Raw genomic sequence first — 24,317 nt, forward strand, 5'->3', positions numbered from 1 at the left:
GCCAAAAGCCTGTACGGGTCTGTTTTCGTCGCCGGTCTCCGTTTGGACACAGGAAAACAACGATTGGGAGATAAATCTGGATGTCAAAGGTATTCAGTCGCTTCTGTTTGATTGCCGTTTTACTGGTCACCTTCGCCGGGGGCTTCAACAGGTATTCCCTACCTCTCGCCCTGGCCGAGTCTGACGGTCCGCAATTGCTGCGTACGGAGTCGTCTGGTCTTGTTTTTGATCTCTCCGTGCCATTACCCGTCGTTGAAGAGGTGTCGATTGAAGGCAATCAGTTTCATCGTCTCGAACTACCAGAATACGGTGCCTATGGCGAAATCGGACAAGCTGAATTACTGCAGCGGGGACTCCTGGTTGGAATTCCGGTCGGTGCAGAGGTCACGGTTCGTATCCTGGAGACCGAAGTAGAAGAGTTTCCAGAGCCGCTCCACATTGCTCCCGTGTTGAAAAGAGAGATCAACTATGACCCTGAGACCGGCAAGCCTGATCTGGTTCCGGGAGTTCTCGAACGGTACTCCCTGGACGAGGGATTCTACACTACCGATGAATTTGCCCCTGCAGATATTGTTGTTGTGGATGAAATCGGCTTCATTCGCCAGCAGCGGTTTGTCAGGATCGTTCTTCGGCCCTTGCAATATAACCCGGCCACGGGCCAGTTGAGGGTCCACCGCTATCTGCGTGTGGAAGTAACATTTTCTGGCCAGGAAGCTGGCTGGCTGGCTGGCGGGGAGATCCAGGGGAATGATCCCTTTGATCCTATCCTTCGCAGCCAGCTTCTCAATTTCGAACAGGCCAGACAATGGCGTGCGCCCCATCGACCAGACCTGCGCGAAGTGGCGCGCAGCAACATTGGCTATCCCGGCGACATGGCCGGCCCCTGGTTCAAGACCTCGCTAAGACACACCGGCTTGTACAAGGTCACGCTGCAGGAGCTCCAGGATGCCTCTCTGGCCCCGTTGGCAACGGCTGATCCAGCGCTTCTTCAGGTGTGGCACAATGGAGAGGAACTGGCGGCTACCTTTCACGGCGACGCCGACGCCAGTTTCGACGAGGGCGAAGCGTTGATCTTCTATACCGATGTGCCACGCTCCCTGTACAGCGAAACAGACGTCTTCTGGCTGACCGTCGGGAATCAGGCAAGGCGAATGTCGAGTATCGACGCGACGCCGTCTGGCCTGCCGCCGGAAAGCAGCGTTCCCGAACGTATTCAACTGGAAGAGGACTTTATTTTCCGCCATGACCTGCCAGATTATTCTGCACCGGAGCCAGACTATCCTCGCTGGTATTGGGCCGAAATCCATAACTTGTTTAACCCGAACCTGGAAATTTCAGCAGTGCTGAATGACGCAGTAACCAATGGTTACAATGCCACGTTGAGGGTGCGTCTGATGGGGTGGACCAAAATCCCCGACGTAAATCCAGACCATCACGTGACCGTTTCGGTCAACGGCCACCAGGTCGGAGATCTGTTGTGGGACGGACAGAAGGAGATTATCGAGCAGGTCCAGTTCCCAGCCTCCCATCTGATTGCCGGGCTGAACACGATCCAGTTTAACGCGCCGGGCGATCTCCCGGGGGTATTCCTGGATCACTCCTATCTCGATCGGGTGGAACTGGGATATCGCCAATACACCAGGGCTCGAAACGATCGATTATTGTTCGGGTCCGAAAGCTATGGGGCGCTAGAGTTCGAGATTCAGGGGTTCACCCAACCGGGCGCATTTGTGTTTGACGTGACAGATTCACTGTCGCCGCTTCGATTGACCGGTGTCCAGACCGGAGGAACGCATTCGGCAACAGAGGCCGGTCCAACGATCGAAGGACAAACCGACCTGTCCGAAAAGCTGTTTTTGCCGGCCTTCGGCGCGGGCGGCGAAGCAACGTCGGGCAATATCAGCGTACGGTTTCAACGTTCGTTGAGTGGTGAACACCGCTTTGCAGTGGCTTCGCTCGATGGCATAAACCGCGTTCCGGCCATCGTGCGCGACAGGGGTTCTGACCTGCGCAATGTAGCCAATCAGGCCGATTATCTGTTGATCACCCACGATGATTTCGCCGGCGCAGCCGGTTTGCTGCGGGATCACCGGGCAGGCCAGGGACTTACAACGCTGTTGATCGACGTCCAGGACATTTACGACGAATATTCCGGTGGCCGCCTCGACCCAGGCGCCATCCGCGACTTCGTCGACTACGCCTATCACAACTGGCAAATGCCGCAACCGACCTACATATTGCTGCTGGGTGGGGGTCATTTTGACTATCGCATGACCACCGGGTCGGCGGGATATCCCAATTTCATTCCCCCCTATTTCGCCTGCGTCGACCCTTGGGTCTGTGAGGTTGCCGTCGACAACGAGTTTGCCGCCGTCAATGGTGCCGATCGTATGCCCGACATGGCGATCGGCCGTCTTCCCGCACATGATCTGACCGAGGCCATGGTGATGGTCAACAAGATCATCAGCTATGAAACGGCCCCGCCGCCCGGCGCGTGGCAACAGACGATCACCTTTGTGGCGGACGACAAGGATAATGCCGGTGATTTCGAAGCCATGTCTGAAGCGGTCATTGCCCAGGTGCCCCAGTCCTATGCCATCGATCGAATCTACTTCGATCCAATCCCCGATGACGACGATGGCGAACCTTTCCGCTATCGCACCCAGCCCGAGGCAACCCAGGCCATTCTAGACGCAATCAATGAAGGGCGCATGATGGTGAACTGGGCAGGCCACTCGGGCACAACCGGTTGGGCCCATGAACGGCTGTTGAGGGCCAACCCGGCCACTCGCAACGACATTCTGGAGATGCATAACGGCGCCAGGCTTCCAGTGTTTTTGGATATGGCCTGTCTGAGCGGCAACTTCGCCGATATCTACTATCCAAGTGTTGAAGCCAGTCTTCTGGGGTGGGACCAGGGAGGGTCGGTAGGAGGATGGGCCGCCACCGGGTTTGGCGTGGCAACGGGACATGATTTGCTGCATCACGGGTTTTTCGATGCCCTGTTTCAGCAGGATGTTTCCCAGTTTGGACTGGCAGCGATTGCCGGCAAGGTTCATCTTCAAGCGCAGGGAAGAAGCCTGGACCTGCTTGATACCTTCGGCTTGCTCGGCGATCCGGCTTTGCAGATTATCACGAATCATTGATTTGACAGGCCCAAACCCCTATGCTACCATCGCCAACTGGTTCGGGGCTCTCTCAACGACTGATCAGACACCAGTTAAATTTTTTGCCCATTTGCCGACAGGAGGAGAAAAGTTGCGCTCAAAACGTCATTCATGGCAGTACATCATTGGGCTGTTCGCTCTTGTACTTCTTGTTCTGGGGTTGACAGGTCCAGATGCCTTTTCGGAGGTCGATTTTACTTATTTCAACTTGGAGCAAGGCAATGCCGGGAACGAAGTTCGAGTCTTGTGGGGCACTGAGACCGAGAGAGATGTAGCAGCTATGCAGGTGCTTCGGCATACCTCCACCGATATTGACGTGGATCTGGACTGGCAAATCTACGCCGTGCATTTGGAACAGCCTCGGGGCAGTGTCACCAGCGGTGCTGACTATGAATGGATTGACACCGACGTAACACCGGGGGAAACATATTTCTACTGGATCCTTGAGATTCGCACTATTGGAGTGCCGGGTGATTACATAGGCCCGGCCCGTTTCCCTGAAACCGCGGGACCAACCGAAACACCCACGCCCACTCCGACCGATGCACTGCCTGGCAATACGCCAGAGTCAACAGCAACCCACACGCCGACAGCAACTCATACTCCTACGGAAACGTCAGTACCGCCGACCAATACGCCAACGTCAGTGCAAGTAACCGATACGCCGGTACCGTCGGGCGGAAACCAGCAGCAACAGCCGACCGATACGCCCTTTGTGCCGACAAACACGCCGGTCGCAGCCACCGATACGCCGGTGGCCCAGCCTACAAACGCGCCAGTAGGAGAGCCCACCGACACGGCCGTGCCGCCAACCGCCGACGCGGGCGGCAATGAGCCGGCAGAACTGCCAAGCCCGACCCCTGTACCCCTTGTGGAAAAACCCACGGAGACACCTTTGGTGATCGCGCCCAGGGCGGCCCCCGATCAACCTGCGTCCTCTTCCGACTCGAATGAAAGTGGGCAACCGGAAGCGTTAGTTGCAGAAGGCGCTGAGGCGGCAGTTGCCGATACGCCGACGCCCCAGGTGCTTGCCGCGGCGTCACAGCAAGAGCAGACAGCCCGGGAAGCCCGCCCCACCGCAACGCCGCGTCCTGATAGCAGCGAGCAAGAATCGGGCGATGTGTCGAGCTTACTGTTGGTGGTCGGTGGTGGAAGTCTCTGCGGCGCCCTGTTGCTGGGACTGCTGGCCCTGTTTGTCTGGTTCAAACGCTAATAGTGGAACGAAGATACCGAAGCTGCATTCCGATCAAGGTGTGCAGCTTCATGATTGCAAGACTCTTTTTTAGAGGACTATGAACAAGAATTTCAAGAGCCGTTCAGGCCACCGGCCATCAACCAGTACCGCCATCGTTGTCATGATCTTGCTCTTTCTGGTCGCTCTGAGCCTGGCAGGTTGTGGCAAGGATGATGGCGAGAAGCGGTCTGTCGGGAAAACGTCAACCAGCCCGGCCATGGCCTTGCACGATGGCCAGAAAGTGGATGCGGTCAGGATTTTGCTTGATCAGGCTGGCCTGTATCAGGTTTCTGGCGAGCAACTGGGCTCTGCCGGTTTCGACCTGGCGGCGGGAGAACCGGACCAACTGGTGTTGTCGCTTGGCGGCCAACCGGTGCCCATGACGATCCGGAACAGCGGCGCCGACCGGGATATCACCTTCTATGGTCGACCGCGTGAGAGCCGCTATGGTGATCAGAATGCCTATCGCCTGGAATGGGCGGAAGATGGGGAGAATCCCGCCACGGGAATTGAAACTATTGCTGTCACCGCAGCAAAGGGTGAGCCTGTTTCCTCGTTCCGCCAGACATCCAGTCTGGAGGAGTCGCACCACTACCTTTCGCAGACACCGGTTGACACCGATCACTGGCTCTGGCAGTCGGTTTTCGCTCCAGGTGAATTTGCCGTACCATTCGACCTGCCGGGCTGGGTAGGTGGTGATGTCGACCTGGAGGTGTCACTTTGGGCCAACACCGAATCCCCTGAGACCCCCGATCACCATACGATTCTCAAAGTGAACGAGCAGATCGTCGACGACTCTTCCTGGGATGGCCGTGGCTGGGAAACACTTTCTGCAACAGTGCCTGCATCTGCTCTGAAGCCTGTGGGCAATGAGCTGGTGATCGAAGCGCCCGGGGACACTGATGCAATCGTGGATGTCGTCTACCTGGACCGGGTGGATATGATCTACGATCGTGAGATGGTTGCTGATCAAGGCCGACTGCGATTCCAGATTGACGGCGGTGATCCTGCAGCGATTCAGGGCCTTGATGACACTGAGGTGTTATTGTGGGATGTGAGCGAAGCGGACCAACCCCGTGCGTTGGAAGGATTCGAACTCGCAGGGAATAGCTTGAGTTTTCAGAATCGACAGGCAGATGGTCCGCGGACCTATGCAGTAGCCGACTCCGACGCAAGGCTGACCCCTCTGGCGATTGAGCCTGTTTTGGGTGCAGACCTGCGAGAAAATCCAGAGGGCGCCGACTACATTGCCGTGGTCCACCCTGATTTCGAAGAGGCTCTGCAACCCTTGATGGAGTTCCGGCGATCTCAGGGGTACCGGGTGACCGTGGCTTCAATTGCCGACGTCTACGATTCCTTCAGCGACGGCAATCCCGATCCGGCAGCCATCCGCGACTATATGATCTATGCCAGCGAAAACTGGCCCGACCCCGCCCCTCGCTTTCTGCTTCTGGTGGGAGATGCCAGTTACGATTTTAAGGGTTTCACACCGGATGCTACTTCTGTCTATGTGCCAACCTATTTGATGGATACTCACTTCGTCGGTGAGACAGCCAGCGATAACTGGTTCGTCACACTGGATGGCAAAGATGGAAAACCTGACATGGCGGTAGGAAGAATTCCTGCCCAAACTGCCGGGCAGGTCGAAACCGTGGTAGCAAAGACCCTGGCTTACGAACGTGATCCCGATGCAGCCCAGTGGTCGGGGCGAGCCTTGTTCGTAGCGGACGACAAGCAAGATAATTTCCAGGCCATATCCGATGATCTGGCGAACGACTACCTGCCCGACTCTTACAGCGTAAGCAAGGTTTATCTGGGTGAAACAGACGATCCAGGGGATGAGATCATGGAGTCTCTCAACCAGGGTGTGGGACTGGTCACCTATGTGGGCCACGGCAGCATGAATGTGTGGGCCCAGGAGAAGATCTTTCAAACCGATGATGTACAATCTCTGGAAAACGATTCCGCTTTGCCCTTCATGATGACCATGACCTGTTTGGTGGGCTACTTCCATCATCCCCAGGCGACCAGCATGGGCGAGGAGTTGTTATTCAAGACCGATGGCGGGGTGGTTGCGGCCCTGGTGCCTACCAGCGAGAGCCTGGCCGACGATCAGCGCGATCTGGCGGTCAATATCTACACCCACCTTTTCGAAGGAGCGGATACGGTCGGCGAGGCAATCATGCTCGGTAAAAAAGACCTGATTCTTGATCGTGACATCATGCAGGATTTGATTGAGACATTCACTTTATTGGGTGACCCTGCTCTGGTGTTCCAACGACCGGGCGGGTAGCGAAGGTCAACCCCCAGGTCCCGATTGGCGCTGATTTGCCAAATGGGACCGTAGAGCGATAATCGGAGCTGGCAGCTATCGACCGCAGTTGACCGTGAAAATGTATAACGTACAACCGCCGCCGGCGGGGGCTCGAGGAGCTAAGCGGGCGGCGGTTTCTGTTGTACCGGGTTTGTCAAGGGACCAGGGCTTCGAAAGCCACTAATAATGGGCGAGACTCCCGTCAACTTTGGCCCTGTGAACCGCTTGGCGGAAGATCAGAAGGCTCGCTGGCACCAGGATGATCCCGAAAATGCTCAGCGCAAAAATAAACGGCATCAGCTCGGAAAAGGATGCATCGTTCAGCAGCGCCAGCCGCATGGCGGCGAGCGAGTAGGTGATTGGCAGAAGGCGCGATAGGGTCTGGAGCCATTCCGGCATCAACGCGATGGGATAATAGACGCCCCCCAGCAGAAGTGAGATGCCATTGAACAGCACCGTTACCGGATCGCCTCGCTTCAGGACCATGATAAAACTGGCGGCGATAATGCCGATGGCCGTCATGGTGATGATCGTCAACAGCAGGATGACCAGGGCCCCTGGAATGTTGCCTGTGCTGAGATTCACGTCAAACAGCAGCGCTCCCAGGGCCAGATAGACGAAAACCTGGAAGGTCACGAAACCATAATCGTAGATGCTGCTCGACAGGATGATCGTACTCAGGCGGGTTGGTGTCAACAACATGGCTTCCAGTGTTCCAGTTGTCTGGGCCTCGCGGATAGTTCTGGCGAAACTATTTAGACCCACGCCGAAATAGCCTGAAAAGGCGAGCCCGATCAACACAAAGGAGAAGTAATCACCGTTGTAGTTTTCGAGGTAAGGCGCGGCCGAATCGCCAACTAACAGGCTCAGGAAGTAAAAGATAAGAAGATTGAACAAGGTGCCAAAGAACTGGAGTACAAAGGCAAAGCGATAGCTTAGCTGAATTTGCCAGTCACGGCGCAGGAAGGCGATTGCTCTGGTCATGGCAGCTTGATTTACTGCGACTCGGTGAATCTCTGGAAAACCTGTTCAAGAGATGCCCGGTCCCGGCTGATGTCGAACACCTGGCCACCCGCTTTGGAAATCTGGTCGATCAGAGCTGCCAGAGCTTGCTCATTGTCGATGGCCTGCAGTTCAATGGTCCAGGCGCCGTCGCCATCCAACGGCGTGGCAGTCAACTGGCCGTCGATGTTGTCTGTCAGGTCTCGGGGCCCGGAGCCGAGATGGCCTACTTTCAGACGATAGGTAACGGTAGGACCGAAAGCGGCTCGCAACTCGTCCGGTGCGCCACTTGCCTTCAGTTGGCCATGGTCCATGATGCCGATTCTATCGCACAGTCGCTCCGCCTCATCCAGGCGATGGGTCGTCAAGAGGATGGTCATGCCCTCTTTTTGCAGGAGTTCGTTTTCAATGAACTGATGCAGGGCAAAGGTAGCCGTTGGATCGAGACTGCGGGTTGGTTCATCCAGAAAGAGAAGTCGCGGGTTAGGGAGAAGGGCTCTGGCAATGCTCAGACGCTGCTTTTGTCCACTGGAGTAGGTCCTGAAGGGCCTATCCGCCTGGTCCAGCAACCCGACCTGCTGAAGCAACGTGTTGGACCTTTTCTGACTGTCATCTCGGTTTAGCCCATAGAGAGAGGCAAAGAAGGCAAGGTTCCGACGCCCACTCAAGCGCCAGTAGAAACTTCGCTCATCGCCGCTGGCCATGCCGATCATCTCACGGATTTTCTGGGCCTGTGTGAGGTCAGCGCCGAAGATGGCAGCGGTGCCGCTGCTTGGAACGACGACGGTGCAGAGTAGCTTGATCAGCGTGGTTTTGCCAGCGCCGTTTGGGCCTAAGAGACCGAAGAGTTCGCCGGCGCGTACCTGCAGAGAGACCTGGTCGACGGCAGTAATGGTATCGCGTCCGTCCTCCTTGTCGGTGGAGCGGGAGCGAATCCCCAGTCGCCACCGGTTGCCAGGTGTGGTAAAATGCTTGCTCAAACGTTCGGTCTCGATTGCAAGAGCGGCCATGGCTGCGATTATACCACGCTGCTTTTGAAGTGAGCGAATTGGCCTTCTGGAGGGGGATGTTGGCCATCACCAATGCAGTGGGCTCTGAGACAAGCGCCGAGAGGATACCCTTGAACGAGAAACTGAAACACTTCATAATTGTCGCTTTCCTATGGTTCGTGCTCCTGTTGGGCGCGGTCGTTACCCTGGGGCGGCCGGTTGCCTGGGCGGGCTCTGCTGTAGGCGAACCGGAGCCGGTGCCAGCCTATTTGCCGATGGCATCAGGCATGGCTGCAACGGTCGAAAGCAACCCCCCTTCGCCCGGTGTGTATACCTTTCTCGATTACCGAAACGTGGACCCAAACCAGTATCCTTTTGTGATCGGGGGGCACCAGGTATTCCAATGGAATCTGATCGAAAATTATACCCAGGGCAGCTTTGATTGGTCCGAGGTGGATGAGTGGATCACCGAAGAGGCACAACTTGGCAAACCGGTGATCATCGGCTTCAATGCTTTCGACGGTAGATGTTGTGGCGGTGACTGGCTACCCTACTGGTTCAGACAGCAACATCCGGTTGGGGATGGGTTTGTGAGCTGCTGGGATTCCGACTACAACCAGTACATTGATATCCCCAGGTATTGGGGCCAGAGCTACCAGAACGCCTGGCGGGACTTTGTTCAGGCGGCCGCTGCCCGGTACGACAATGATCAGCGGGTCGTCGCTGTGGAGATCAGCCACGGCATGTACGGCGAGACGATCCCCAGTGATAGTCCCCACGATATTTGCCTCTACGACAACGGTTTGACCAGCGAGCTTTGGATCGAAACTGTCAATGACATCACCGATGTCTATGCCGATGCATGGCAGAGCAAACCATTGTTTATCCAGTACGCGCCCTTTTATCTGGATCGCATTGAGCGACGGGAATTCGCGCAATATGCTGGTAACCTGGGAATCGGGATGAAACACAATAAGCTGCTGGTCGATCACGACGATCAGGTGATCCACGCACCAGGCAACACCTACATCCATCAGACAGGTCAATACGATCCCATGTTCCTGTATGGGAACGACGTGCCAACGGCATGGGAGGCATATCGCAATTGGTTCCCAGGCGAGACAGACACCTACTGGGCGTTTCTGAACGGTCTTAACAAAAACCCCAACTATATTCTTGCCAATTTTTCTCTGATATCGACCGTCACAGCTCTCGAAGAGGAGATGATGCACTTTGCCAATCTGCATATGGGGCGCACGATTCTTGATACGCCCTCTGTCTGGATTGCCATGCGAGAGTCGGAGGAGGATTGGTATCCCCAGCGGGGCAATTTCGACCACTGGCTTTACCAGGACGACAACGTTCCGGGGGGGCGTACTGTGCCTGAATGGAATGCCGGCAGCGCGCCCCAGGGGCGGTACACCCGGCGTACCGATCAAGCGACGGGCAATCCCTACATGTCCTTCAACATCGACGACGGGTATATATTGGGTGGCACCAACGTAGTCAGTGTCACCGTGACCTACCGGGATAGCGGCCACGACCGCTGGTGGCTGGAATACGATGCCGTGGATAATCCCTACAAGCGGGCCTTCGAGGTGCAAAAAAACAACACCAATCAGTGGCTCACCGTTGAAGTAGCACTGTCCGATGCCCACTTCGGAAATCGCCAGGAGGGGGGCTCCAGCGCACCGGGCCAGGATTTCCGCATCTCAAGCAACAATGACGGCGACGAATTCATTCATTTCGTCCATGTCACCAGGCTCGGTTCCGGGCAAGAAATCGGTGTTACCCTGCAGCATGATGGGACGAGCTATGCCGGAACCACAGATACCTATCTGAGCGCATGGCAGCCGACTGCCAACTATGGCTCCCAGTCCCTGATGCAAGTCCGATCTGTAGATCAAATGGCATCCCTGCTCAAGTTCGATTTGAGTGGCCTCGACCTGCCTGATAACGCGGTGGTCACCGAAGCGTATCTGGATCTGTTCGTAAACAGTCGTTCCAATTCCAACTGGATGGATACCGATGTTTATGCCTTGCGGCGTTCCTGGCAAGAATACCAGGCTACCTGGAACCAGGCCAGAAACAACGTGCCATGGTCCCAACCGGGAGCAAATGGCGAGGGCAGCGATCATTCTACCGTTTTGCTGCACAGCGAGAGGTTGGACGAGATTGACGTTTGGGAGAGATTCGACGTCACGGATGCTGTGTTCGAATGGGTGAGCGGTGAGCAGCCGAACCATGGGTTGGTTTTCAAGGATAGCAACAGCAGCGGCAATGTTGCCTACAAGATCAGTACCAGGGAGGAGCCGGATATCTCAATCAGGCCGCGCCTGGTGTTTACCTACTTCACTGCTGTCATCCCGCCAACACCAACACCGACCCCCGTGCTGCCGCCTACTGACACGCCGACACCGACGCCAACGCATACGCCTGGCCCTGAACCAACACCGACCCCGACGCCAACACCGGTAGGACCACCCCGCGAGGTGATGGCTGGGCGAATGGGCCAGGTGCTAGTCATCGATGGCAATCTCGATGAGTGGGCCTTGAACAGTGGGGTCCTGCTGGATAGGAATACGGCCGATTTTGTGCATGAACGCTTAAATCCCCTCCCTGCGGACTCCAGTGCCCGGGTCTGGGTAGCCTGGCACCCGGATTGGCTTTATCTGGCGGCCCGGGTCTGGGATGATGTTCTTGTAGCCGATAGCACCTCGATTTGGCGGGATGATGGTATCGAGTTTGGCATCGACGGCGCCAACGACGAGAATTTCACCGGGCCCGACGACCATCAGATTACCGCAGCTCTGTATGACAGGGTAACCGATTGGGGTGTTATTCCCCTGGATGAGGCGCAGAGGGCACACCGGATTTTGAGCGACGGTTTCGTGATTGAGATGGCAGTGCCCCTCAGCGTGCTTCAGCCTCCGGTATGGACTGCAGGACACCAGGCCGGATTCACTATTGGCCTGCATGACGATGACGACGGCGGGGATTGGGACAGTTACATGGTATGGGAAGGCCAATATACGGTTCAGTCCCCCGAGGATTTCGGCACGTTGGTCTTGCTGGAGGAGGGTGCTCCCCCATGTTATTTCGCGGATGTCCATCCCAATGCAGATCATTCTGCCCCCGCGAGTTGTGATGGCGATGTCGACATCGCCGATGTTCAACGGGTGTCAGGATGTTGGAATTCGCCGGTCAATGCCGCCTGTCCGGCCACCCTGGATTTCGATGGTTCGACTGTGATCGATCTGGCCGATATTGCCAGCGTGGGTGTTCACTGGGGGTGGCAACAATAATCGGCGGACAGCTGGCAAGCACCGAACCTTTTTTTCCAAATGGAGCGCACCCGGGAAATCAACGCCGGGTGCGCTTCTGTCATTTGATCTGAAATCAGTGTGAGCGGGGCTATTGAGCGGAGGCAATCAGGATGGCAGGTAACCAGATACCTCCAGGGACCGGCGTGGCAGTCGGTGAAGGTGCAGGTTGGTCACCTTCCAGGCAGATGCCGTCGTCCAGTACGGTCACGCTTCTGGCCTGCCAGTTCGAAACGTAGACCAGGTTATGCATCACGGCGATTCCCTGCCCTCCCTCGTCTGGGTTTTGCTCGCCAACTTCCGCTTCTCCCATGTAGGCGTTTTGGTTCCAGGTGTCGAAGCCAAGAAGAAGATCGTTCTGGGCGTCGACGGCGTAGAGATGGCCCGTATATGGATTGTAGGACAGTACGTATGGCACACCGGGTACAGCGATTTCCCCAATAACCTGGTGATTGGCAGTCGAAAGAACGATGATTCGTTGTTCGCCACGACTACTGACATACAGGCGCTCATTGACCGGGTCGATTGCGATTCCCCAGAAATCGTTCGGCCCCGGCTGAATATCTTCCAGGAGTTCTCCTTCGCTGCTGATTACACTGATGTGCCCATGTATGTGCGACACATAAGCGCGATCGGGGAGAGCCGCGACAAATGCCGGGGTGTCAGCCACTGAGGTGGTCTCTAACACCGTGTTGGTGATAGCGTCGAGCACGGTGACGGTACTGTCGGCAAAGTTTACGACGTAGACACGGTCGCCGTTCCCGGCCACACCCCAGGGTAATCCACCGACAGGAATTGCATCGACCAGGGTACCGGCGCCGGTCTGGTTGATCGAAAGACTGGCTGAATTGCGGTTGGCTGTATAGACGTGGTTGCCGGCTACGGCAACGCCGTTGACAGCGCCGCCGGCCAGGTCCTCAAAGCCCAACAGGCCGCCATCTGCAGCCCGAAGCAGAGCGAGTCTCGAATAGGTGAACAGAGCGACATAGGCCGTTTCCGGGTCGACACCGATTCCCTTTGGTTGGTCGCCAAGCATGACCGTGCGAAGGGGAACCGCCATACAAGCCGTACTTGACGGTTGAGTTGGTGTTGCCGGCACCGTTGGTACCGGGGTGTTGGTAGGAACGGGGGTATCGGTTGCGGTCGCGGTTGGAGTCGGCGAGTGTGTAGCTGTTGCAGTTGGCGTCTCGCTGGCGGCTGTCGTGGGGCTGTTTGTCGGCGAAGGTGTCGCAGTAGGTGTGTCCGTAGCTGTCGCAGTTGGCGTGTGGATAGTCGTTGCTGTTGGACTTGCAGTGGACGTATGAGTCGGCGTCGGCGTGTCGGTTGGAGGTGGAGTCGGGGATGGACCACCACAGCTTCCGGCCGGGATTATGCGGACCTGGTGGAAAACATCGGGCTGATCATCCAGATTTACCAGTTCCAGGTCTGTGCCATCGAGGCCATTGTCAAAGAACGCGTCATCGATTTGCAGAGTCGTCGTTCGCCACGTGCCAGTCTCGCCTTTATCCACGATCTGTTCCACAGTGCCGCCACTCAATGTGGGGTATCGCAACCCGAACTGACCCCCATTGCTGACAAACTCAATATCAATCGAATACGCGGCACAGCCACCATTGGCTTGGGGGGCCTGGGCTGCCCCTTCCCAGAGATCCTCGATGTCCAGGGCCAGAGGACTGTTGGCATTGCTGCGAGCTGTCAAACTCTTGTAGGAATCGGGGAGATCGTCACGAACCACCTGGTCAGCGTCGGGATTGACCTGATAAAGGAACCACTCGAAGTTGGGTAACCAGCGGCAACATGGTATGGCTCCGGGAGGCGATCCCTGGGGCTGACCATTATCACCATCAGGATAGTAGGTGCCGGCCGTGTCCCTGAAGACGATCCAAACGTCCGGGGTGTCTGCAATGCCCTTTCCAGCGTAGCGCGAGAAGATGCGACGGGCTTCGTCGGCGCCCTCCCCTGGCTGACCGATATCTGAGCTGGGGAAGTGTAACTGACTCAAGTGTTTGTCGAGCGAATTCACTACCGCCCAATAGAGTTGCCCTGGCGTACCACAGCAACTGCCAGTTTCAGAGATGCCATGTTCGCCAGTGCCCAGCCGGCTGGGCCAGGTAAGCTTAAAGATGTTGGGCCAGTTTCGATATTCCAGGCCGAGGGGATCTCTTTGGTGTCCATTTCCCAGATCTGACGTGATTCCGGTACTCTTCGCTCCCATTCCGTAGGTTTCGTAGGCATAGTCGACAACATTGCGGCCATCACAGCCGCCGCATGGTTCAGCTCGTTCATTGGCGCCCATGATTTGCCCCACAACCATCAGAGTCATCGCCTTGCCCAGGGTGTTCCCCTGAGTCACCGTCGACAGCTCTTCGCCATAGATGTCGATGAATGGCTTAACCACCTGGTCGCGCCAGACGTGCATGGCACCCCACGCAGTGCTGGGGTCAACAGGGTTGCCTTCAGCATCGGTGCAATGCTGGTCATCCAGGTCGCCGTGCCAGACCAGGCCCGCGTAATTGCAGCGGTACATATCCTTGTCCATCCAGAGCAGGGGCGCCCCGGCAGGATAACCGTCGTAGTTGCGGGTAGGATCCATTTCGCCATCGTGGCCGATGTCCACCTCAATGCTGTCGATGGAAGCCAGAATACCCGGTTCCATGGATTCGAATTCACTGCGTAGTGCCTGTAGCAATCCCCGGAACTCATTCTGGACGTAGGGGTTTCGGTAATTCAAGTGATAGGAAATCTGCGCGCCGCTGCCATTCTGTAACGGCTCATAAATGGAGCCAGGTTCCAGCACCCAGGCGGGCGATCCGTCGCTGTCCTCCGTACACGAGCCGATGCCACTGAGTTCTACGTTGCGATCAGTTTTCGGCGAGAATCCTATGACCGACCGCAAACCGGCGGTAGCATTGGCTTCCACCCAACGTTTGATCCGACCCATGTCATAGGCGTTGGGCACCACCATGATTTCGCACCAGTGAAACCGATTGTGCATACCAACGGCAATGGCAGTGTCAGCACACGCCTGGCGGCAATCGGGACTGCCGCAGCTGTTGCAGTAAAATCCCGCTTCGGTCGCGACACCCGCTTCTCGTGTCCTCGACAGCATAATATTGCCCACCGTCCATTTTTGGATGATGGGTATCGAGTCCCCGTTGAGTTGGAGAGTATAATTGTTTAGAAGAACACGGCCCAGGAAGACCCCGCCCGCCAGCAGGAAGAGTCCAAGGATAATGGGAAGAAGCTGCCGTGTTTTGCCCTTTGCATCGTTGTCAGGGTTGTTGGAAGCGCCCACGGTGTGGTCTCCTCGTTGGTTGGGTGAATGGCATCGATGAAGGCTCCATCGGAGCCCTGAGGAGAAACGAGTTATCAATATCGCACTATGATATCATAATCTGCCATTTCACGCAACACTACAAAAAACGCTCCCGGTAAATCCAAATAGGAGGGTCTCCAGGATTGGAGGGTGGCAATGCCAAACAGAAAACGAGCCACCGGGTTTTGCCCCGATGGCTCGTTGTGGTTATCTGCATTCGAGGTGAACTTTAGAAGTCCATGCCTCCCATGCCTCCCATGCCACCTGGTGGCATGGCAGGAGCCGTACTCTCTTCCGGGATGTCGGTGATCAATGCTTCGGTCGTCAGGATCATGGCGGCGATACTGGCGGCATTTTGCAGGCCACCTTTGGTCACCTTGGCCGGATCGATGATGCCGGCGTCAACCATGTCGGTGTATACCTCGCCGATGACATCGTAACCCAGACGAAGACTGTCCTCTTCCTTCTGTAGCCGTCGCACTGTTTCCACGGTCACGGCGCCATCTTTGCCCGCGTTGAGGGCGATCTGGCGCATGGGTTCTTCAAGGGATCGGCGCAAGATCTTTACACCGGTCAGAATGTCACCTTCGGTCTCAGCTTCGACCTCGTCGAGAGCGCCGATTGCGTTGATAAGAGCTACACCACCACCTGGCACAATGCCTTCCTCGACGGCGGCGCGCGTGGCGCTTAAGGCGTCCTCAACCCGATGCTTCTTCTCTTTCAACTCGGTCTCGGTGGCTGCGCCGACGCGGACAATGGCCACGCCGCCGGCCAGCTTGGCCAGGCGTTCCTGCAGCTTCTCGCGATCGTAGTCGCTGGTGGAGTTTTCGACCTCGACCTTGATCTGCTCGATGCGGCCGCGGATCTGATCCTCTTCACCATGGCCACCGACGATGGTGGTGTCGTCCTTGGTGGAGACAACCTTGTCGGCGCGCCCCAGGTCACTGATCTGGGTGGTCTCCAGCTTGCGGCCTACCTCTTCGGTGATGACCTGTGCGCCGGTCAGGGTCGCCATATCCTGCAGCATTGCCTTGCGGCGGTCGCCAAAGCCTGGGGCTTTGATGGCCAAAACGTTGAACACGCCCCGCAGCTTGTTCAGCACCAGGGTTGCCAATGCCTCGCCGTCGACATCTTCCGCGATGATTACCAGGTCGCGTTTGCCGAGCTGGACCAATTTTTCCAGAAGGGGAACGATATCCTGGGCAGCGGAGATCTTTTTGTCGGTCAGGAGGATGTGAGGATCTTCCATCTCGGCTTCCATGCGATCGGGATTGGTGACGAAGTAGGGCGAGATGTAGCCACGGTCGAACTGCATACCTTCAACATATTCAGTCTCGAAGGCCAGGCCGGTCTTGCTCTCCTCAACGGTGATGACACCGTCTTTACCGACCTTGTCCATGACCTCGGCGATCAGGTCACCAATCTCCTGGTCCTGGGCGGAGATAGCGGCAACTGATGCGATCTCATCCTTGGTCGTGATGTCGATGGCCTGAGCGGCGATTGCCACAGACAGGGCGGCGACGCCTTTTTCAATGCCGCGCTTCAGCAGCATGGGGTTGGCGCCAGCAGCCACGTTCTTCAGGCCCTCATTTACGATTGCCTGGGCAAGAACGGTTGCAGTGGTGGTGCCATCGCCTGCGATGTCGTTGGTCTTGGTGGCTGCTTCCTTGAGAAGCTGGGCGCCCATATTCTGGTAAGGCTCTTCCAACTCGATTTCCTTTGCCACGGTCACACCATCATGGGTGATGGTGGGCGCACCCCATTTTTTGTCCAGGGCAACGTTGCGGCCCTTGGGTCCCAGGGTGGTCTTCACTGCGTTTGCCAGAATGTCCACGCCAATCTTCAGATTGCGGCGTGCCTCTTCTGAAAAAATTATTTGCTTAGCCATTTTAATCTTTGCTCCTTGGTTATCTATTGGTTAGTGATTGATTATTCAGCTGGTCGTGCGAGGACCTTCCTCGTTGACTATTCGACGATTGCCAGTACATCGCTTTCCCGAAGGATGAGGTGCTTGGTGCCTTCGATCTTGATCTCGGTACCAGCGTACTTGGCGTATAACACGCGGTCGCCAACCTTGACGTCCATGTCGATTCGTGTGCCGTCGTCCTGGCGAGCGCCGGGACCGGCAGCCAACACCTCGCCCTCCTGGGGCTTTTCCTTGGCAGTCTCGGGCAAAATGATGCCAGAGGCGGTCTTCTCTTCCTGTTCGATCGGTTTGACCAGCAATCGATCACCTAGTGGTTTAAGGCTCATGGGACTTACTACCCTCCTGAATGGTGGTTTGATTTATTGCGACGTTCCAGCCGCACGTTTATCCAGACAAAAAAACGGTTAGCACTCTTGTAAAGAGAGTGCTAACTGCAATAATACACGATATTATGGGATTGGTCAAATTTTACTTCAAAGGATTCATGCCGTCAAATTTTCGAAGGTGCGGGATGGCGAATACCGTTTAAGGAAACGATACACCACAACGGTTTAGCCCTTCCCGAGCGGGCGCAGAATCTGGATCGATCTCCAGCGCCTTCTCCAACCACGGAACACCCTTTTCGCAGTCCGTTTCTTCCAGGTTAAGGTAGGAAAGGCCAACCACGTAGTAGTTGATGGCCGATTCGTTGCCCAGATCGATCGCTTTCTGCATCTGCTCTATGGCTTCCTCATAGGCGCGCCGCAGGTACAGATTGACGGCAAGCTGTTGGTAGGCTTCCGGCATGTCGGGCTTGAGCTCCACTGCCTTGCGCAGCTCCCGGATTCCCAACTCCTGATCTCCGGCCTGGAAAAGAGTCTTGCCAAGGTTGAAACGCAAGGTTGCGTCATCAGGGTTGATTTCGAGGCCTTTGCGGAACATCTCGACCGAAGAGGCAAAGTTTTCATCGGCTTGTTTGGTTCCCCATTGCTTGGTGGCCAGGGCGCGGTAGTTGCTTCCCAGGGTTAAATAGAGAAAGGTCAGGTTGGGTTCCAGTTCCAGGGCCTTCTGATAGTGAGGAATAGCCTCGCTATACTTGCCCTGGACCTCATGGGTGTAGCCCAATACCCGGTGCGCATCCATGCTGCGCCCATCCAATTCAACGGCGGTCTCCGCTTCATCTACCGCCTGGTACCAGCTGCCCAAATCGGCCATCACTTCGGCCAAAGCACCGTGGGCCTGGGAAAGTTGAGGATCGAGCGCCACTGCCAGCTGGGCATAACTGTAGGCATCATCGTAATTACTGGTCCAATCGAGGGCCAGAGCCAGGGTTGCCAGGTTGCGCGCATCATCCTCGTTGATTGCTTCTGCCTCCCGAGCAAATATCAGGGATTCATCGAATTCGCTGTCGAAGATCAACAGGCGAGCCAGCTCCCGCCGCACCTCGTCGTTGTCGGGCTCCCGGTCTGCCACCACCCGAAAGGCTTGAATTGCCTCCCGGATATTCCCCTGCTCGTATTGCGATTGGGCCTCAGAAAGAAACGAAAGGGTCGTCCGGGTTGGCGTTGCCGTGGGTGTTGGGGTCTCAAAGGGGTTGCGGACAAGCTCAAATCGTTCGTTCGCGAAATAGCCCACCGCGCCGAGAGTGAGGATTATGAGTATGATCACTGGAAGAGGCGAACCCCGACGCCTTCTTCGCGGGCTGGGGTCGATATACACGCTAGTACCTTAACACTTGATTCCTTGCCCGGAGAGCAAAAAGGTCTGCAACAAATGGCCCTATTTCTGACTGCGGATTTCGTGGCAAAGCTTGGTAAAGGCTTGTTCAGGTTGGGAAATCACGATGTACGATCAGGCGAAATCCTGACGGGCTTCTGTCAGGCGTCCAGGCGTCTGTGAGCTTCCTTCAAGCTGGTGAGGCATTTGGCTGGCACGTAGATACTGCCCAAAGGCGCGCCGGCCACTCCTGCACCGTGGAAGTCTGAACCCCCTGTGGCGATCAGGTCATACTGCCTTGCCAACCTGAGCAGCTTGCCTATCAAATTGGTCGAATAGCGAGGATAGTAGACCTCAAGACCTGCCAGGCCTGCCCCTACCAGTTCGGGTAGCGATTGTTCGACCGGGGCAGGTTCTATTACCTGGCCACCTCTGGTGACGATGTAAGGATGGGCAAAGACCGGAACGCCGCCGGCCTGGCGAATCAGGCGACATGCGTTGACCGGGGTCAACCTGGCCCGCTCCACATAGGCTGGCCCCTGGCGGCCGATCAGCTTCTCAAAGGCCTCGGCCTTGCTATCGACATGACCGGCTTCGACGAGGGCTTGAGCCACATGGGGCCGGCCGATGGCGCCGTCGCCAGCCAGTTCTTGAATCCGTTCAAAGGAAACCGGATGGCCCAATTCGGTCAAGCGTTGGGCCATGCCCTCCGCGCGTCCGACACGTCCTTCCCGCAGGCGCGAGAGCTCTGCCTGAAAGGCGGGATCGCGGTAGTTCACAAAGTAACCGAGCATATGTTGTTCGCCATCCGGCACATCACAGCTCAGTTCAACCCCAGGCAGAATCTCAACCCCGTAGGTTTCGCCGGCCTCGAGCGCCCGCGCCAGTCCCTCGGTGGAGTCGTGATCGGTGACGGCGATAGTGCGCAGACCAATCTCCTGGGCCAAACGCACCAATGTTTCCGGACTGTGGATGCCATCCGATGCGGTGGTGTGACAGTGTAGATCAATGAAATTCACAGTTTAACCACACCTCTTTCAGCCAATGCCTGAAAATAGGCCAGCACCCGTTCCCCGCTTGCCACGCCGGTCTCCAGTTGGACGCGATCGGCGATTTCTGCAACGGTCAACTGCCCATCGGCCCAATACTCTGCCAGGGTTCGCGCAGTCCACGAGGCGCGCCCTGCACCCATAGTCTCTTGCCAGAAGGCATCCCGTTCCTCTTCGGATAGTTTTGCCATCAGATCAAAAAAGGAGATCGGGCCGCGGTAGAGGCGTTCCGGTACGAGCTGGCAGGCCTCCGCGCGCCATGGCTGCTCCTCGACCACATCTGGCAGTTCCGACCCGCCCAATACGCGCAGTTGTCGCTCGATCACCTCCGTGGCGCGCGCTAACCCGTCGCCGGCAGATTCCTGCAGGAAGTCCACCTGCTCCTGGATCAGCTCGGCCCCTGCGGGCCACAGACGCAGGATCGTATGGAGGGCCGCGGAACCTCGATCGGTTAAGTAGGGAATCGCCCGTTGAAGCTCCTGGTGGATCTGCGCCAGCGCCTCCTGCGACTCGGCCGACAGAGCCTTGCTTATGGCTGCCTGGGCATGATTCTGGATATTTTCCTGGTAATCGGCGACGGTAGCGTAGATCAACCAGATGGCCTCGCTAGATCCCATGGTGGCGATGCCGTAGGCATAGGCAGCCGCCAGGGAGCCTGCGCGGGCCAACCACTGGGGATCGACCCTGTCCAGCGTATCGGCGGATGTGTGATAAAAGCGGTCGGGCCACTGGATCAGCATGGGGGTCGGGATGCCCACGGTGGGATCGCTGAGGATGTAGTGGTCGCTGCCGCCGGAGAAGGGTACAACGGCGTGACGGAGAAGGCTGATGGGCTTTTCCTCGTTTCCTTCCTGGTCCAGGAGCAATTGCCAGAGCTGTTTCAGCAGCACCGGCGCAAAGGAGGCCATGGCATCAGGGGGTTCCTCGATGTTAAACGTGCTCCGGCATTGTTCCTGGTCCTGGCCCACCATATCCAGGTTGATGGCCGCCAGGGTACGCGGGATTCGCTCCTCATGGCTTGCCAGGTAGATGTAGGTGCCGCTCATTTCCGGGACCCAGATGAAGCGGATGCCATGGGAGGGCGGGGCCAATTCTCCCTGGTCGATGAGCCGTTGCAGGGTGGCCGCGATCTCCAGATTGGCCGCCGCTCCCGAGGCGTTGTCGTTGGCCGATGGCTGGGGATGACAGAGATGGGAGACGATCAGGACTTCCTGGTCGTTCTTGCCGGGGATGAAGGCAGACACTATCTCAATCTCGCCGTCAAAGATATGGCTTTCTACGCGGGCTTTCACCTGAAAGGGCGCGGAATCGCGCAGGCGCTGACCCTGGCGCGGCGTTAAAACAAAACCAAAACAACAAGGCGGCCACTCGGCTCCCCACCAGAAGGAAGTGTATTGGCGGGCGTCGGGCAGATCCAACGGGCCGCGCCCCGGTGCCGTCGCTGCCATGCCGTCGAACAGGATGCCTGCTGCGCCGCGCCGCCGGACTGCCATATCGACGACCCGTTGAAGGTTTCCGTTGGTCAAAACGATCTTGCCTTCAACCTCAAGGTCCTGGTAGTGCGCGTCCTGGGTGCCATCCTCCAGCACCACTACCTCGAAAGTTCCGTCGATGGCAGTGCTGCGCTGGATCAGGGAGATCGGAACGGCGTTGTAGTCACAGAGCCGCTCGATAAACTGGTCATCCTTGATCAGATCCAGCGTCCCGTGGCTGCAGGACCACTCCTGAAAGGTGGTCAAGGTCCAGAACCTGGCCTTGTTGTCGGCCGGAACGACCTGAAGCTCAGTGTCAAGCCCCGCGGCCTGCAGTTGAGCGTAGACATATTGGGCCGCCTCGCGGTAACCGGGGCTGGCCTGGATTCGATGAAAACGGCTAATGGCAGCCACATGGTGTTTGGCTGCATCACCAGAGTACGCCTGTCGAATGGAACTGAGTTGTGATTCAAACATGGCAAGGTTCTTTCGGGTAGATTACTATCAGTTGGCCAGTGATTCCTGCCATCTGAGGAGGATTTGACGGGTTGATTGGAAAGCCACGTCTTCCCAGGGGATCTCTGGGGCCGCAAACCAGCGGGCCTCGCTCACGTCATCCTGGGCCTGCAGAGTGCCTGAGAGCACGTGGCCCCCAAAGATCATGATAAAACCAGCCTTGTTGGGATGGGCGATGGGTTGCATGTCGATGATGCCATCCAGGGCAACGGTCAGGCCTGTTTCCTCTTGAGTTTCGCGGACCGCCGCCTCAGCTGGTAGTTCGCCGATCTCGACAAAACCCGCCGGCAATGCCCAATAACCGATACGAGGAATGACGGCCCGCCGTACCAGAAGGACCCGGCCTTCATCGCTCACCAGTACTGAAACGGCAACCTTTGGGTCCTGGAAATGGATAAACCCACAGGCGTCGCAGACCCGGCGATCGCGGCCCGAGGCCTCTTTAGTGACCAGAGCCTGGCCACAGCGCGGGCAGAAGTTGTACTCGACTTTCACTGTTGAGAATTAATCCTGGCTGATCTCGACGCTCTCGCGGGCCGCCCGCAAGTTGCTCAAGGGAGAATTGGTCATGGCGACACAGCCGGTGGACAGGATCAGGCGGCGTCCCCTGGTCTGAGATATGGCGTCGGCGGCCTCGGAACGGACATCCTCCGGCGAACCGGTCTGCACCGTCCAGCGATTGAGCCCCCCGGAGACGGCCCCCGAGAACTGTTTGGCACCCTCTGCCAGACTCGGCCCGGACTCGCGGTCATGCCAATTGACAGCCTGCACCGGGTAGTCGGTAAAGAGGTCGAAGTAGACATCGTGACCATGGATGTGCAGCATGTTGAACCAGAAATCGCCGGTCGCCTCCAGTATCTGAAGATCGAAGGGCTTGCCGAAGTGTTGATATTCTTCACGGCTCAAGCGACTGGCGTCGGCGAGTTGAGCGGCGTAGAAGACCCCGTCGATGCCAGTGGCCTTCAGGGCACCGAGGTAGCGCAGGATGCTGGCGGATATCGTCTCGAACCCTGCCAATACGGCCTCGGGATGATGCCGAAGATGGGGCAACAGATTGGCCCCCGCCAGGTTTTTGGCCTGGGCGAGGGGGCTAAAGATGGTCATGATAATGGGCACGTCATCGCCGATGGCCTGGCAGACAAGCTTGGCACCTTGTCTGACTGTAGCAAGGTAGTCGCTGGCCGGATCAAGCTCGGGCAAGCGGTACCAGTCCTCGGGAGAGTCGATCACGGTGCTCCGGTAGGCGCGGGTGCCCTCGTCCCCACCGGACCAGCAGGTGTTTATGCCCCAGTCTTGAAGGCAGTAGGCGCTGGACGGGGTCAATTTGATCAGATCAAAATCAAAGGTCTGTTGCCAATGAAGGTGGGCGGCAGCGAAGTCCTCGGCCCGTTGATCATCGCCTGGCCAGTGCCGCCACAGCGCAACCGCCGGGCGATCCACTGGTTCGCCGGCTATCGTTGCTCGAACACGTTCATATTTGCTCATCGAAGTCATCTTGTTGCCCTCGTGGAATTATGTGTACCCAGGTCTATTCTTCGACGTAGCCCTCGATGGTCAACACCGTAACCGGCGCTTGCCCTCCCGTAGGGTCGGTGAAGAAATACACCACCGGAAAGCGATATACCAGCTCCCGCTCCTGGGGAAATTCCGGTCCCTCGATACGCCAGATGATGCGGTCGTTGTTGATATCATAGCCAAACAGGTGAATCGGCTGGTCGCTGAATTGGGCAGCGTCCGCGTCGAGTGAGGCGCTGGATTGTTGGAAATCGGACCTGGCGACCCGGGACCAGTCGTAGCCGGCAAGTGCTTCTGACTGGCGGTCGAGTTCTTGCTGAACAGCGGCGCGATTGGCATCCTCATCCCAATCCAGGGGATGCCATTGCTCGACGGTGAGTTGTCCATCACTGGCTATGCCGGAGACCTCGATCAACAGGGGCCCGGAAGCATCCAGCGAAAGTGGATAGGTCCTGCACTTCAGCTGGCCTGCATCGGTGTGGCAAACCTTGAATGTATTAGCGCCATACTCGCCATAGAGGCCACGTACCACGACAGGGCCGTCGGGCAATGGCTTTGCCAGGGTTGCGAAGCTCATTTCAGGCGCTTCGATAAACAATTCAGGCTGCATTGTCTCGGCGGGGACAGGATACATTTCTTTCGTGACAAACACGGGATTGGACGCGCAAGCAGTCAAAAAGAGGACCAGAATCAGCAAGACAAAGGTCGCTCGACCGGTAACGGCTGGGCTTCTGAACATATGGGACCTCCGAGAATCGAGGCAGGTTTATGTACCGCAAAAAACGATGATAGCACAAA

The 24,317-nt window shown here is 57.1% G+C and carries 15 protein-coding genes; 4 read left to right on the forward strand and 11 right to left on the reverse strand.

Features of this window, described 5'->3' with window-relative positions:
• The first annotated feature begins 80 nt into the window (after window positions 1-80).
• The 3 genes from U9R25_18265 to U9R25_18275 all read left to right on the forward strand — a co-directional run bounded on the left by U9R25_18265 (window position 81) and on the right by U9R25_18275 (window position 6,694).
• Entirely contained in the window at window positions 81-3,146 is a 3,066-nt protein-coding gene (locus tag U9R25_18265; protein MEA3337841.1) for a C25 family cysteine peptidase, read from the forward strand.
• Between the two features lie 112 nt (window positions 3,147-3,258).
• A complete protein-coding gene (locus U9R25_18270; protein MEA3337842.1) occupies window positions 3,259-4,380 on the forward strand; it encodes a hypothetical protein in 1,122 nt (373 codons plus the stop codon).
• 79 nt (window positions 4,381-4,459) lie between these two features.
• Window positions 4,460-6,694 carry a C25 family cysteine peptidase gene (locus tag U9R25_18275; GenBank protein MEA3337843.1) on the forward strand — a complete coding sequence of 745 codons (2,235 nt, stop codon included), beginning with the start codon at window positions 4,460-4,462 and terminating at the stop codon, window positions 6,692-6,694.
• A 201-nt stretch (window positions 6,695-6,895) separates the two neighbouring features.
• On the opposite strand, the gene U9R25_18280 is transcribed toward U9R25_18275, so the two are convergent.
• Both U9R25_18280 and U9R25_18285 read right to left on the reverse strand, forming a co-directional pair.
• Window positions 6,896-7,699 (reverse strand): ABC transporter permease, encoded by an 804-nt coding sequence (locus U9R25_18280; GenBank protein MEA3337844.1) that lies wholly within the window; start codon window positions 7,697-7,699, stop codon window positions 6,896-6,898.
• A gap of 11 nt (window positions 7,700-7,710) precedes the next feature.
• A complete protein-coding gene (locus U9R25_18285) occupies window positions 7,711-8,727 on the reverse strand; it encodes an ABC transporter ATP-binding protein (GenBank protein MEA3337845.1) in 1,017 nt (338 codons plus the stop codon).
• Between the two features lie 110 nt (window positions 8,728-8,837).
• Here U9R25_18285 and U9R25_18290 point away from each other — a divergent pair, with 110 nt between their 5' ends.
• A complete protein-coding gene (locus U9R25_18290; protein ID MEA3337846.1) occupies window positions 8,838-12,011 on the forward strand; it encodes a DNRLRE domain-containing protein in 3,174 nt (1,057 codons plus the stop codon).
• 109 nt (window positions 12,012-12,120) lie between these two features.
• Here U9R25_18290 and U9R25_18295 read toward each other — a convergent pair whose 3' ends face one another.
• The 9 genes from U9R25_18295 to U9R25_18335 form a co-directional block, all read right to left on the reverse strand.
• The gene (locus tag U9R25_18295) at window positions 12,121-15,324 is read right to left on the reverse strand and encodes a hypothetical protein (GenBank protein ID MEA3337847.1); all 3,204 of its coding nucleotides are present in this window, start codon (window positions 15,322-15,324) and stop codon (window positions 12,121-12,123) included.
• A gap of 250 nt (window positions 15,325-15,574) precedes the next feature.
• Complete coding sequence (gene groL, locus U9R25_18300) at window positions 15,575-17,233, reverse strand: chaperonin GroEL (protein MEA3337848.1); 1,659 nt, start codon at window positions 17,231-17,233, stop codon at window positions 15,575-15,577.
• A 77-nt stretch (window positions 17,234-17,310) separates the two neighbouring features.
• Window positions 17,311-17,598 (reverse strand): co-chaperone GroES, encoded by a 288-nt coding sequence (gene groES, locus U9R25_18305; GenBank protein MEA3337849.1) that lies wholly within the window; start codon window positions 17,596-17,598, stop codon window positions 17,311-17,313.
• Between the two features lie 199 nt (window positions 17,599-17,797).
• Window positions 17,798-18,919, reverse strand: a complete 1,122-nt coding sequence (locus U9R25_18310) for a tetratricopeptide repeat protein (GenBank protein MEA3337850.1) — start codon at window positions 18,917-18,919, stop codon at window positions 17,798-17,800.
• 209 nt (window positions 18,920-19,128) lie between these two features.
• Entirely contained in the window at window positions 19,129-19,986 is an 858-nt protein-coding gene (locus tag U9R25_18315; GenBank protein ID MEA3337851.1) for a PHP domain-containing protein, read from the reverse strand.
• Window positions 19,983-21,965, reverse strand: a complete 1,983-nt coding sequence (locus tag U9R25_18320; GenBank protein ID MEA3337852.1) for a DUF4910 domain-containing protein — start codon at window positions 21,963-21,965, stop codon at window positions 19,983-19,985. The genes U9R25_18315 and U9R25_18320 overlap by 4 nt, the downstream gene beginning before the upstream one ends.
• Before the next feature lie 27 nt (window positions 21,966-21,992).
• Window positions 21,993-22,499, reverse strand: a complete 507-nt coding sequence (locus U9R25_18325; GenBank protein ID MEA3337853.1) for an NUDIX hydrolase — start codon at window positions 22,497-22,499, stop codon at window positions 21,993-21,995.
• A gap of 9 nt (window positions 22,500-22,508) precedes the next feature.
• Window positions 22,509-23,489 carry a uroporphyrinogen decarboxylase family protein gene (locus tag U9R25_18330; protein ID MEA3337854.1) on the reverse strand — a complete coding sequence of 327 codons (981 nt, stop codon included), beginning with the start codon at window positions 23,487-23,489 and terminating at the stop codon, window positions 22,509-22,511.
• A gap of 43 nt (window positions 23,490-23,532) precedes the next feature.
• Complete coding sequence (locus U9R25_18335) at window positions 23,533-24,258, reverse strand: hypothetical protein (protein MEA3337855.1); 726 nt, start codon at window positions 24,256-24,258, stop codon at window positions 23,533-23,535.
• Window positions 24,259-24,317 lie beyond the last annotated feature (59 nt).

The organism is Chloroflexota bacterium, assembly GCA_034717495.1.
Taxonomy (GTDB): Bacteria; Chloroflexota; Anaerolineae; order JAAEKA01; family JAAEKA01; genus JAYELL01.